At 56.4% G+C, this 12,392-nt stretch carries 11 protein-coding genes; 2 read left to right on the forward strand and 9 right to left on the reverse strand.

Annotated elements, in window-relative coordinates:
• The first annotated feature begins 70 nt into the window (after nucleotides 1-70).
• Nucleotides 71-304 (forward strand): preprotein translocase subunit SecG, encoded by a 234-nt coding sequence (gene secG, locus CKV99_RS05080; protein WP_092255252.1) that lies wholly within the window; start codon nucleotides 71-73, stop codon nucleotides 302-304.
• Nucleotides 305-396: 92 nt separating this feature from the next.
• Here the strand turns inward: secG and pgl are convergent, their stop codons facing one another.
• The 5 genes from pgl to tkt all read right to left on the reverse strand — a co-directional run bounded on the left by pgl (nucleotide 397) and on the right by tkt (nucleotide 7,083).
• Nucleotides 397-1,134 carry a 6-phosphogluconolactonase gene (gene pgl / locus CKV99_RS05085; protein WP_092255255.1) on the reverse strand — a complete coding sequence of 246 codons (738 nt, stop codon included), beginning with the start codon at nucleotides 1,132-1,134 and terminating at the stop codon, nucleotides 397-399.
• 48 nt (nucleotides 1,135-1,182) lie between these two features.
• Nucleotides 1,183-2,121, reverse strand: a complete 939-nt coding sequence (locus CKV99_RS05090; RefSeq protein WP_092255258.1) for a glucose-6-phosphate dehydrogenase assembly protein OpcA — start codon at nucleotides 2,119-2,121, stop codon at nucleotides 1,183-1,185.
• 32 nt (nucleotides 2,122-2,153) lie between these two features.
• Nucleotides 2,154-3,692 (reverse strand): glucose-6-phosphate dehydrogenase, encoded by a 1,539-nt coding sequence (gene zwf, locus CKV99_RS05095; protein WP_092255261.1) that lies wholly within the window; start codon nucleotides 3,690-3,692, stop codon nucleotides 2,154-2,156.
• A gap of 155 nt (nucleotides 3,693-3,847) precedes the next feature.
• Nucleotides 3,848-4,930 (reverse strand): transaldolase, encoded by a 1,083-nt coding sequence (gene tal / locus CKV99_RS05100; RefSeq protein WP_092255263.1) that lies wholly within the window; start codon nucleotides 4,928-4,930, stop codon nucleotides 3,848-3,850.
• A gap of 68 nt (nucleotides 4,931-4,998) precedes the next feature.
• Nucleotides 4,999-7,083, reverse strand: a complete 2,085-nt coding sequence (tkt, locus tag CKV99_RS05105) for a transketolase (RefSeq protein ID WP_092255723.1) — start codon at nucleotides 7,081-7,083, stop codon at nucleotides 4,999-5,001.
• Between the two features lie 506 nt (nucleotides 7,084-7,589).
• On the opposite strand from tkt, the gene CKV99_RS05110 reads away from it, so the two are divergent.
• A complete protein-coding gene (locus CKV99_RS05110) occupies nucleotides 7,590-8,531 on the forward strand; it encodes a heme o synthase (RefSeq protein ID WP_092255266.1) in 942 nt (313 codons plus the stop codon).
• A 57-nt stretch (nucleotides 8,532-8,588) separates the two neighbouring features.
• Here CKV99_RS05110 and CKV99_RS05115 read toward each other — a convergent pair whose 3' ends face one another.
• The 4 genes from CKV99_RS05115 to CKV99_RS05130 all read right to left on the reverse strand — a co-directional run bounded on the left by CKV99_RS05115 (nucleotide 8,589) and on the right by CKV99_RS05130 (nucleotide 12,392).
• Complete coding sequence (locus CKV99_RS05115; RefSeq protein ID WP_092255269.1) at nucleotides 8,589-9,554, reverse strand: quinone oxidoreductase family protein; 966 nt, start codon at nucleotides 9,552-9,554, stop codon at nucleotides 8,589-8,591.
• A 42-nt stretch (nucleotides 9,555-9,596) separates the two neighbouring features.
• Nucleotides 9,597-10,601: a COX15/CtaA family protein gene (locus tag CKV99_RS05120; RefSeq protein WP_092255272.1), complete on the reverse strand. Its 1,005-nt coding sequence runs from the start codon at nucleotides 10,599-10,601 to the stop codon at nucleotides 9,597-9,599.
• A gap of 93 nt (nucleotides 10,602-10,694) precedes the next feature.
• Complete coding sequence (locus tag CKV99_RS05125; protein WP_092255275.1) at nucleotides 10,695-11,462, reverse strand: ABC transporter permease; 768 nt, start codon at nucleotides 11,460-11,462, stop codon at nucleotides 10,695-10,697.
• A gap of 3 nt (nucleotides 11,463-11,465) precedes the next feature.
• Nucleotides 11,466-12,392: an ABC transporter ATP-binding protein gene (locus CKV99_RS05130; RefSeq protein ID WP_092255278.1), complete on the reverse strand. Its 927-nt coding sequence runs from the start codon at nucleotides 12,390-12,392 to the stop codon at nucleotides 11,466-11,468.

Genomic DNA, 12,392 nt, shown 5'->3' on the forward strand with positions numbered 1-12,392 from the left:
GGGGTTTCTTAGCCCGTGGTGTAGACTTGGGAAAGTTCGACTAACCAGACGAAAGAGGACACTACGTACCATGACGTTGGCACTGCAGATTATTTTGGTCATCTCCGCGATTTTGATGACTGTCTTCGTCCTGCTCCACAAGGGTAAGGGTGGTGGCTTGTCCAGCCTGTTTGGTGGAGGTGTCCAGTCCAATCTTTCCGGTTCGACGGTGGTAGAAAAGAACCTCGATCGTATTACCGTGCTGATGGCCGTGATTTGGATTGCGTGCATCGTTGGGCTGAACTTGATTCAGGCCTACGTATAAACCCTGCTTTACGACGAAAAGTCCTCCCCACCTGTGCAAGGTGGGGAGGACTTTACTGCCTCGTGCTGCCCCACAATAGGGGCTTCGGGGCTCTAAGATTTCGCGTCGATCTGTCCTGCAGCATTGTCCGCGAGGAACATGACCGTCTCCTTGCGGCCTTCGGCGCCTGCTGCTGGCCACTGTTCTGCGGGAGAGCGCCGTGCCACATGTGACGCGGCCTCTGCTTTGTTCTCACCCGCGATGAGCAGCCACACACGTTCTGCACGCGAAATTGCGGGCAGGGTCAAAGTGGTGCGCTCTGGCGGTGGTTTCGGCGAGTCAGTCACGGCTATGACAAGGCGCTCAGTTTCGCGTACGGCATCGGTGTCGGGGAACAGTGAGTTGATGTGTCCCTCGTATCCCATGCCCAGCAAGTGCAGGTCAAAACCGTTCGGGGAGGTAGAGGTGATGAGCTCCTCGTACTCGCGCGCCGAAGTGTCCATGTCTGTCTCACCCAGGTTGTAGCCGTGGATATGGTGTGCCGGGATGTCGACTTTGGACAGCAGCGCGGCGCGAGCTTGCCCCTCGTTGGAGTCAGGGTGATCTACTGGGACGTTGCGCTCATCACCGAAATAGATGTGGACCTTGGACCAGTCGATGCCCTCGCATTCCGCGAGGTTCTGCAAGGTTTGGATACCTGCGGTGCCGCCTGTAAGCACCAGGTGGGCGTAACCGTCCTTGTTCACACCTCCGTCGGCGGAGGACTGGATAGAAGTAACAACTTCGACAATGTTTGCGGCAGCGGTCGCGGTCAGTTCCTCAAGATCGGCGACTCGGTTAATAGACACCATAGTTGACTCCTTTGCACAGGGGCTCAGCTTTTGGTGAGCTGGCCTTGGTTAGTAGTTGACGTTAACGTGCGCTAAGCCGTTTAGAGCATGTTCGTAAGCGATATCCGGATCGAGGTGGCGTAGCTCCTCTGCCAAGCATTCAGCGTCGGTGCGGATATTGGCAGCCACCAGCGAGTCCGGCTGGTTGGGTACGGCGAGGCGCATCGTGCGCTCATCCAGCACTTCCACGACGAGGGGGCCGGAAGGTCGGTGCAACGTTACGGAGCGGATTGAAAACAGAGTTCTCATATCCTCTTCGTCGGGGCGGAAAGAGTTGCGGGTGACGGGCACGTGCAAACGGTCTGCAAGCCAGCCGGCAGCAATGTCGACAGACGGGTTGTCGGCGGGCCCAACGATTTCGGCCGACAATACCTCCTCGTGAGGGTAACGGTCCAGAGCGGAGGCGACAATGCCACGCCACGGGGTGATGCGCGACCACATCATGTCTGAGTCACCTGGTATGTAGCCGTTGGACAGGCGCAGCAACGCATTGCCGGACACGTTGTGGCGGGCGTTGGTGATGCGTCGTTGCGCAATCTTGCCTATCGGGTGCTCAGCGGGGCGGGCTGGGGCTGTCGTTGGCCACCACGCCACGATGGGGGTGTCTGGCAGAAGCAGGGGAGTCACGATGGAAGCAAGTTCTTCCGTCAGCTCACCGTAAAGGTGCATGACTACCATCTCAGACGCACCCGCATCGGCTGCGAGTATTGCTTGCGCGTCAATTTTGGTCTCGGCGTGGCGCTCGTGGTTGATGAGAACAAGCACACGGGACGGGTGTTCGTGGGAGGCATCACGGACTGTGTCGAGCAGTTCGTCGAGGGTATCGTCGGCATGCGCGACGACGATCAATGTCAACACGCGGCCGGTAGCCAGGGAAAAGTTATCCTGCGCATCCAGGAGAGTCTTCGAAATTTCACCAGTGCTGGTGTTGGGCAAATTCAATATCATGGGAAAAGTATCCTTTCAACCGCGAGGGCTGTTTACGGGCGACGCCAGGTGTGCCCGTTGCGTGCCAACATGTCGTCTGCCGATTGTGGGCCCCAGGTGCCCGCCTCATACTCGTCGGGGCGGCCACCAGAGTGCCAGTGTTCAATGATCGGATCAAGGATCTCCCAGCTGCGCTCCACCTCGTCGTTGGTGGGGAACAGGGATGAATCCTCAAGAAGCGCGTCGAGGATCAGTCGCTCATACGCCTCTGGTGATTCTTCGGTGAAAGCTTCAGAATAGGAGAAATCCATATTTACGTCCCGGACCTCCATGGTGTATCCGGGCACCTTTGATCCGAAGCGCATCAACACGCCCTCGTCAGGCTGCACACGAATCACCACGGCATTGTTACCCAGCGAACCGGTCTGCTCTTCGTCGAACGGCTGGTGGGGAGCTTCCTTGAATACCAAGGCAATCTCGGTCACACGCCGGCCGAGGCGTTTACCAGTGCGCAGGTAGAACGGCACGCCCGCCCACCGACGAGAATTGATTTCTAGGGTACAAGCTGCATAAGTTTCCGTGGTGGAATCTGGGTCAAAGCCTTCCTCGTCGCGAAGCCCCGGCACGTGCTGAGAACCCTGCCAGCCTTCGGTGTACTGGCCCCGCGCGGTAGTCTCGTCGAAAGGCAGGACTGGGGTCGTGGCGCGCAGAACTTTCAGTTTCTCCGCGCGAAGGGAAGCGGGGGAGAAGTTCAGTGGTTCTTCCATTGCGACCAGAGCGAGCAACTGCAGCAGGTGGTTTTGGATCACGTCGCGGGCTGCGCCAATGCCGTCGTAGTATCCGGCACGTCCGCCCAGCCCAATGTCTTCGGCCATGGTGATCTGAACGTGATCAATGTGATGAGCGTTCCACAGTGGTTCGAAGAGTTGGTTGGCAAAGCGTAGTGCCAGAATATTCTGAACCGTTTCCTTCCCGAGATAGTGGTCGATGCGGAAGACCGACTTTTCTGGGAAGACACTGTTCACAATCGCGTTAAGTTCCTTGGCAGATTCAAGGTCATCACCGAAAGGCTTCTCGATGATCACTCGGCGCCATGAGTCCTTTCCTGCTTGAGCCATGCCGGAACGGTTCAGCTGGTAGACCACGTCCGCGAAGGCTGACGGAGGAATCGACAGGTAGAAAGCCCAGTTCCCGGCGGTACCGCGAGTGTGATCCATTTCAGACAGGGTGTTGGCCAGGTTGTCGAAGGCCTGATCGTCGTTAAACGCGCCGGAGACAAACTGCATGCCTTCGGCGAGACGTTCCCACACGTGTTCCTGGAACTTAGTGCGCGCACCGGCTTCGACGGATCCGCGGACATAGTTCTCGAAATCTTCCTTGGACCAATCGCGTCGTCCAAATCCGACAAGTGTAAATCCAGCCGGAAGCAAACCGCGGTTTGCCAGGTCGTAGACGGCTGGCAGGAGTTTCTTATACGCCAGATCGCCGGTAACACCGAAGATAACCATGCCAGACGGGCCCGCGATTCGTGGCAGTCGTTTGTCGTGTGGATTGCGTAAGGGGTTCACCCATTGGGTGCCGTTAACAGTCACAAGGAACCTTTCGTTAGTTAATAGTTCAGTAGTTAAAAATATAAAGTCCCGGTCACCGCCAGAATAGTCGGTCTCCGGGACTTTGGGGAGGAACGTCACTCGGTGGTGCGTGCAGACCTTAGACAGGCCCAACGCACCGCACGGAACTCAGCGAACTATTTAAGCTGAGTCTCCATCGAGTCGAGCAGTTCCTGCCAGGAATCGACGAACTTCTCGACGCCCTCGCGCTCCAAAACTTGCACAACATCATCCAGGTCAATGCCAACAGCTTCGAGCTGTTCGAAGACCTTCTTCGACTCGGCCTCGGTGTTGGTTAAGGTGTCACCGTTGAGGGCGTCAGATTCTAGAGCGGCGTCGATGGTGCCTTCTGGCATGGTGTTGACGGTGTTCGGGCCCGCCAGCTCAGTGACGTACATGGCAGCTGGGTATTCGGGGTTCTTCACACCTGTCGAAGCCCACAGTGGGCGTTGCTTGTTCGCGCCCTCTGGGAGGTCATTTTTGCCGAATTCCTCTAGGAAGAGCTGGTAGGCCAGGCGTGCGTTCGCAATTCCTGCCTTGCCCTTCAGTGCCTTCGCCTCGTCAGTGCCGATCTCGTCGAGACGCTTGTCCACTTCAGTATCCATGCGGGACACGAAGAAGGAAGCGACAGAGTAGATCTTGGAAACATCCTTGCCGTTGTCTGCTGCGCGCTTGATGCCCTCCTTGTATGCATCAATGACCTGCTGGTAGCGCTCAACATTGAAAATCAAGGTGACGTTTACCGAGATTCCTTCAGCGAGCGCTGCAGATACAGCACGCAGGGATTCATCAGTAGCTGGAATCTTGATCATCACGTTGTCGCGATCAACCTTTTCCCACAGCTCCTTTGCCTGTTTCAGGGTGCCCTCTTCATCGGCGGAGATGCGTGGGTCAACCTCGATGGAAACGCGACCGTCTTCACCGTTGGTGGTCTTATAGACATCCGCGAAGATATCGCAAGCATCCTGTACGTCTTTGATCGACATGGCGTATACGGCGGTGTCAACGTCTGCGCCCTGTTGCTTGAGTTGCGCAATCTGGTCGTCGTACGCATTGCCCGTAGACATTGCCTTGGCGAAGATTGCCGGGTTGGTGGTCACACCCACGATGGACTTCGAGTCCTTGATTTCCTGCAGGTTGCCGGACTTGATGCGGTCGCGGGAGAGATCGTCGAGCCACGTGGAGGTTCCGAGTTCAGCAAGTTTGTCGATTGTGGTCATAGCATTCATTCCTTTCAGGGTGAATATGCCGGGGATTGTTGTTTGTGAGATGCGGATCGATCGTGCGTTTACTTGGTGTGAGCGCGCATGAGATCGATAGATTCCTTTGCGGCCTTCACAACGTTGTCGGTAGTGAATCCGAAGCGCTTGAACAATTCTTCTCCTGGTGCGGATGCGCCGAAGTGCTCGATCGACACATTGCGGCCGAAGGAACCCGTGAACTGGTGCCATGGCATTGCAATACCAGCTTCGACGGAAACGCGCGCGCCGATCTCTGGTGGCAGCAGTTCATTGCGGTAGGCGTCGTCCTGCTCCAAGAACCAATCGATGGAAGGAACGGACAGTACCCGTGCTGCCACACCCTCATTTTCGAGGACCTGCGCAGCTTCGACTGCGTACTGTACCTCGGAGCCGGATGCCATCAGGATCACATCCGGGGTCTCCTTAGAGGATTCAACCAAGATGTATGCACCGCGCTTGATTCCCTCGCGAGCCTTCTCCTTCGTGCCTTCAAGCACTGGCAGGTTCTGGCGGGACAGTGCGAGTGCCTTCGGCTGCTCCTTAGCTTCCAGCGCGGCAGCCCATGCTGCGGCGGTTTCGTTTGCGTCTGCTGGGCGCAACACGGTGAGGTCTGGGATTGCCCGAAGTGCTGCCAGTGTTTCGACCGGCTGGTGTGTCGGACCGTCCTCGCCTAGACCGATGGAGTCGTGGGTGAAAACGTAGTAGCCGTCGATACCAGACAGCGCAGCTACGCGAATGGCAGGGTAGAGGTATTCCGAGAAGATCAGGAAGGTACCGCCGTAGACACGGGTCGGGCCATGCAGTGCGATACCATTCATGATTGCGCCCATAGCGTGCTCGCGGATACCGAAGTGCAGGTTACGGCCGTATGGGTTGGCCTGAAACATGTCAGTGGAAATTTCCTCAGGACCGAACGATGGCTCACCTTTAATAATGGTGTTGTTTGAGCCAGCAAGGTCAGCGGATCCACCCCATAGCTCTGGCAAGGTTTTGCCCAGTGCCTGCAGCACTGCCTCGGAGGCCTTGCGGGTTGCAACCCCCTTCGGGTCAACGTCCCAGGTTGGCAACTCTGCGTCCCAGCCCTCAGGCAGTTCGCGAGCAGTGGTACGATCCAGCAACGCCTTGAGCTCTGGGTTTTTCTCCGCCCACTCGTCGAATTTCTTTTGCCACTCGGCGTGCTTTTCAGCGCCACGCTCGACCAGTTTGCGGGTGTGGTTGAGTACCTCTTCTTCCTCAGGGAAGGATACGTCAGGGTCGAACCCGAGAATCTTCTTCGTTGCTGCGACTTCTTCCTCGCCTAGTGCCGCACCGTGGACTGCACCAGTATTCATCATGGTCGGTGCTGGGTAGCCGATGACGGTCTTGACGCGGATAATAGTTGGGCGCGTGGTCTCCGCCTTCGCTTCTTCAACTGCCTCGAGGATGGCAGCGACATCTTCGCCTGAGCCGACCTCAAGAGTTTGCCAACCGTAGGCTTCATAGCGCTTCATCACGTCTTCGGTGAAGGCGATTTGAGTGTCATCCTCGATCGAGATGCGGTTGTCATCCCAGAACAGGATTAGATTGCCCAGCTTTTGGGTGCCTGCCAGCGAAGACGCCTCGGAGGTGACACCCTCCTGCAGGCAGCCGTCACCGGCTACTACGTAAATGTAGTGGTCGAATGGGGACTCACCAGGCGCGGCCTCTGGGTCGAACAAACCACGCTCACGACGAGCAGCCATTGCCATGCCGACTGCAGATGCCAAGCCCTGGCCCAGCGGGCCAGTGGTGATCTCGACATGGTCAGTGTGGTTGTACTCTGGGTGTCCTGGAGTCTTGGACCCCCAGGTACGCAGAGCCTTCAGGTCCTCCAGCTCGAGACCGAAGCCACCGAGGTAGAGCTGGATGTACTGGGTGAGTGATGAGTGGCCAGCGGAAAGGACGAAACGGTCACGGCCGATCCAATCCTTATCGTTTGGATCCACGTTCATCACGCGCTGGTAAAGGGTGTACGCCAGGGGTGCCAGCGACATCGCGGTGCCCGGGTGACCCGAGCCAACATTCTGCACAGCATCGGCGGCGAGCACTCGAACGGTGTCAATCGCCCGGGTATCGTTGTCGCTCCAGTTTTCTGGGTAACGACGTTCGGTCATCGCCTTAAGTTCAGGGGACAGAGTCACAATTTCCTCGCTTATGTGTAGAAAACTCCGCAACCGGTGGTTAGATGCGGTGAGCACCTCACCAAGAGCACATCGCCACGGGCGCAGGATAGTGTTGGATCACTTCCCTTCCCACTGTACTGGTAAAAACGGCTGCATTGGTGTTATGTGTAAAAAAGAATTCACCCTAGACTGTCTTGGCACCCTTTTAGGGCCACAACCAGCCACGGAATCACGATGAATCCAGGGGATAATGATTCGGTAAAGTTATGAAATCGCGGTGTCGGATTACTTGAACTCTAGCTTTTGAATGTAGCATCGGTCCGAGGTAGTAAAAGTGCCACACGAGCGACGAAAACATTCGTCGTAAAGAGTTAGTCCCTTGGCGGGAACTTTTCGCAGCGGACAACCGACTAGTTCCGTAGGCATATCCGCAAACGGATGTGGCGGTCGGCCCGAAGGCACTTTCGGGTGAGCGTGAATTGATAGAGGAGTAATTCTTGGAGACGATCAAGGCCTATATTGCACTGACAAAGCCTCGGGTCATTGAACTCCTCTTGGTTGCGGCAATTCCCGCGATGCTACAGGCCGATCGAGGGATCCCCACGCTAACGGAAGTGTGGCTCATCCTCGCCACACTGTTCGGCGGATGGATGGGCGCAGGTGCGGCCAACACTTTCAATATGGTCGCCGACTACGACATTGACCAGAAAATGGGGCGCACCCGAGCTCGCCCCTTGGTCCGAGCCAAAATCACCAAGGGTAAGGCCACAGTTTTTGCGTGGGTCTTGCTCGTTGCTAGTGTGCTCTGGTTGTGGCTGGTTTGTAACTCCTGGTTGGCATCAGTATTTATCCTGCTGACCAACTGGTTCTACATCTACGTATACACCAAGTGGCTCAAGCGACGGACCTGGCAGAACGTGATTTGGGGTGGCGCTGCCGGGTGTATGCCGGTACTTGTGGGCTGGGCTGTCATCCGCGATAATGTCAGTGATGGCACCCCTGACCAGTGGTGGCAGGCAGTCGTATTGTTCATGATAATTTTCTTCTGGACCCCACCGCATACCTGGGCGCTGGCCATGAAGTACCGCGATGATTATGCGAAGGCGGAAGTACCGATGCTTCCTGTCATCGCGTCTCCTGTAAAGACCACCCAGCAAATCTTGATTTACTCGTGGTTGACGGTGATTACTTCGTTGTTGCTGATTCCTGCAACATCATGGATTTATGTTGTGATCGCCCTGCTGTCTGGCGCAGCTTTCCTCATTATGGCGACCCAACTGCATAACGGTGTCAAGGCCGGCGAGAACGTGAAACCGCTCAAGCTATTCATCTTGTCGAACAACTATCTAGCGATCTTGTTTATAGGATTATCCATTGATGCCGTGCTGGGTTGGACGACCGTTTCAGAGATGCTCGGCTGGAATCTCACCCTTTTCTAAGGGCACGCTTACCGACGACCATCTGCTGGCAAGCGCCCCACCTACACCTTCTCCGCATCACTTGGCTACTCGTAGGACCACCGATCCGGTGGTCTTTCTGCTGTGCAGCTCCTCGTGAGCCAGGCGAGCGTCGGCAAGCGAATAACTCTTCCCGATGCGAAACATCAACTCGCCATCGTCAATTCCGCGAACGACGGCCTGCGCACGCATGCGGAACTCATCGTCTGTCGCGGTATACGCGCCTAGCGACGGGCGAGTAAGGAAGATGGAGCCATGCGAGTTGAGGATCTGTGGGTCTATGGGGTCCACCGGACCGGATGCGGCGCCAAACAAGCAAACTAAGCCGCGGGGTTTGACCGCTTCAAGAGACTCGCTAAAGGTGTCCTTACCCACACCGTCGAGGACAACATCGACACCTTTCCCGCCGTTGCGGCGACGCACGACTTCCGCCAGGTTTTCGCTATAGCGGAAGACCTCCGTGGCACCCGCCGCATATGCGAGCTCTTCCTTCTCCTGGGTGGATACCACTGAATAGACTTGGGCACCGGCAGCGCGCGCCATCTGTGTAGCGATCAGGCCGACTCCGCCAGCTCCCGCCGTCAAAAGGATCGAGTCGCCCTTTTTCGTGTCGTGCACCCCGTGAATCAGGTAATGGGCGGTCATGCCTTGAAGGAGCATCGATGCCGCAATTTCATGGTCGAGACTTTCAGGTACCGCAACTAGCCGGTTGCGGGGTACCACCACACGCTCAGCATAAGAGCCAGGTGCGTCACACCAGGCGACCACTGTGCCTTCGGCAATCTCGCCTTGCGGGTCCTTAATCACTCGGCCACACCCCTCCGAACCTGGAATGAACGGCAAGGCGGTGTGGTAAATACCCGCACGGAAATAAGTGTCGATGTAATTAATACCGGCTACCGTCACTTCAACAAGGACTTCGTCGGCAGCAGGTGTTGGCTCGACCACGTCGGTGTAAGTCAAGACCTCGGGGCCGCCATGTTCGGTGATCTGAATGGCTTTCATACCATTCAGGCTACAGAAACCACAGAAACAAGAATGCGTTTTCTAAGCGGTGATGCGGTGCTGATCCGCCCCATCGGTAGCATGCGTGGTGTTCGTGGCGTCGCTAGAGAATTGGCGACGTCGGCCGTGCGCGTAGAGGAAAGCACTGTAGGCAACGACGACAGAAGACATCGCGATATGAATCGGCACCGTCCACCGTGGAACACCGAGATAAAACTGTGCGACGCCGACAGCCCATTGCACCACAATCATTGCGACTAAGACTAGCGCGGTGCGTTTTGCATCCTGCGGTGCCTTATTGCGCCATAGCAAGAACACCACGATCAGGGTCGCTGCAAGATAGATATACATGCACGCGGCATGAAGGTAGGCAAGCGTCTCAGTGTCGAGCTGGAGTCGACCCTCCATGCCCACCCCGTCATCGCCTGAGTGCGGACCGGAACCGGTAACCATGGTGCCGGTGACCAGCACCACCGCCAAAGCGACAGCGGCCAGAACAGTCCACACACGTGCAGCGGAGCTAAAACGTTGGACTTGTGGAGCATCGTCGGGCTCAGCGATGCGCATAAATAACAAGGCCGCGATCCACACTAAAACCATGGAAGGGAGGAAATGGATGGCTACGGCCCACCACTGGAGGTCCAGATGCACAGAAATTCCACCAATGATCGCCTGAATGATAATGCCAAAACCGGAAAGGAATGCGTAGACCACAATTTCAGTGCGTCGTTTCGCACGGAGCACCGCGATGAAAACGATCAGGGCAATCGCCGCCAAGACCAAGGCGAGCAGCCGGTTCCCAAACTCAATGGCCTGATGAATCCATGGGGCTGCACCGGCTACTGGAACAAGGGATCCCTCGTGGCAGAGAGGCCAAGTATCACAGCCGAGGCCTGAGCCGGTGACACGCACCAGGGAACCAGTCACCGTAATGCCACCTTGAGCGATCAGCAAGATGAGCGCGGCGATGCGTTGAAAACGAACGCTGCGACCCACGCCGTTATATGCGGGGTGGGTGTCGTGTGCCGGTTGGGTAGAGACAGACACGTCATGGTCCTTCTAGTAGGTCGATAAAATTTTGATAGGAACGAGCGGTTTAAACCTCAGCTTAACGGACAGAGGAGAGTAAATAGAAGTGGATTACTCGTCGAAGCGGAACCACTTCACTGCAGCGAGCGTGCCGACGATTGCCCAGCCCACAAGTACCGCCCAGCCGAGTAGGTGAATGGAGCCCTGAAATGCAGCGCCCAACGCAGTGGTCAGGGCTACGGTAGGAACCACAATCCACAATGCAGGGGCCTCGATAATCCCCAGGTAGACCACCAGACCTGCGATGCCAATCAGAATCATCCAGATCAAATTGGCAAGCCCGAGGACAATCTCCGACCGCATCGAGCCACCCATAAGTAGCCCTAGCGAACTAAAACAGAACACGCCGATGAACAGTGCAGCGTAGCCCATGATGGCCCCCGGAAGACTTACTCTCCAACCGACGGCGAAAGCCACGAGGCTGATGATGACCAGTTGCACCGTCGTCATGGCCAGAACGCCAAGAATTTTTCCGACGATGATCGTCCATTTCGGGGCTCCCGAGGCTCCGGTACGCTTGAGTGCACCGTATCGACGATCAAAGGCAAGCGAGATTGCTTGCCCGGTAAAACCCGCACTGGTGGCGGCAACGGCAAAAACCATGGGAACAATGTCATTAATGGTGGCATCGCCCAATAAGGGGAGAAACGAGGTAGCCACCAGGATGACAACCGGGATGATGATATTCAGCAGGATCTGTTCGCCATGCTGCAGCATAAGCTTCGACTCGATGCGGCCCTGAGCTAAAACCATAGTCCAGGGTGAAGCTCGCTGAGGTGCCGGGGTGAAGGTGCCCGGAGGAATCGAATTAGTCACCATTAACTAGCTCCTTAGTTCTCTACCAGTGATATCAAGGAATACTTCTTCAAGATTGCGATGGCGCACCCCGAGGTTGCGGATCAGCACTCCTTGGCGGGCTGATTCCGCTGCTACAGCAGCAATCAGATCCGGAGTCGCAGAGTGCTCAAGCTGGTAGTGCAATGGGCGGGTAGAGCGAACCGCTACTCCTGCGGCAGATGCCGCAGAGATATCAAGTGGAGCCTCGGTCTCAAACGTGAGGTGCTCTGCCCCAGAATTGGCGGTGAGCTCTTCGGGAGTGCCCTCGGCCACGATCTGACCGTGGTCGACGATGATGACCTGGTCAGCCAAGGACTCAGCTTCGTCCATTAAGTGCGTTGAAAGGATGACAGTCGTGCCGTCGTTACGCATCGCATTAATAATGTCCCAGATGGCCAAGCGTGATTGTGCGTCCATACCAGCAGTTGGCTCATCAAGAAAGATAATGTCGGGCCGGCCGATCATTGCTAAGGCGAAAGACAGCCGCTGCTTTTGTCCCCCGGAAAGACGTTTATACGTTGTCTTTTTCGCCCCCTCTAACCCGAGTAGCTGGAGGACCCATTCAGGATCGTGAGGGTCTTTGTTATAACTGGCGGCCAAATTTAACATGTCGCGCACCGTAATACTGTTGTAAGATCCGCCACTTTGCAACATGATGCCAATACGTGAGCGAACCTGCTCACCCTGGGTCACCGGGTCAAGGCCCAAGACGGAGATTGTGCCAGATGTGGGAACCTGGAATCCCTCACACATCTCAATAGTGGTAGTCTTGCCAGCACCATTCGGGCCAAGCAAGGCGAGTACTTCACCGCGCTGAGCGACAAAGCTCAGCCCGTCAACTGCAGTTTTTGGCCCGAATCGCTTGACCACGTTGTCAACGCGGAGAGCGGGTCCGTCAAAAGTCGTAGTCAC

This window comes from Corynebacterium cystitidis, from assembly GCF_900187295.1.
GTDB classification, from domain to species: domain Bacteria; phylum Actinomycetota; class Actinomycetes; order Mycobacteriales; family Mycobacteriaceae; genus Corynebacterium; species Corynebacterium cystitidis.

Bases quoted from the DNA above. Each gene is read 5' to 3' on its own strand.
- secG (WP_092255252.1), top strand. From the start codon at position 71: ATGACGTTGGCACTGCAGATTATTTTGGTCATCTCCGCGATTTTGATG.
- tal (WP_092255263.1), bottom strand. From the start codon at position 4,930: ATGACCACAATCGACAAACTTGCTGAACTCGGAACCTCCACGTGGCTC.
- CKV99_RS05115 (WP_092255269.1), bottom strand. From the start codon at position 9,554: ATGAAAGCCATTCAGATCACCGAACATGGCGGCCCCGAGGTCTTGACT.
- CKV99_RS05125 (WP_092255275.1), bottom strand. From the start codon at position 11,462: ATGGTGACTAATTCGATTCCTCCGGGCACCTTCACCCCGGCACCTCAG.
- tkt (WP_092255723.1), bottom strand. From the start codon at position 7,083: ATGACCGAACGTCGTTACCCAGAAAACTGGAGCGACAACGATACCCGG.
- CKV99_RS05090 (WP_092255258.1), bottom strand. From the start codon at position 2,121: ATGATATTGAATTTGCCCAACACCAGCACTGGTGAAATTTCGAAGACT.
- pgl (WP_092255255.1), bottom strand. From the start codon at position 1,134: ATGGTGTCTATTAACCGAGTCGCCGATCTTGAGGAACTGACCGCGACC.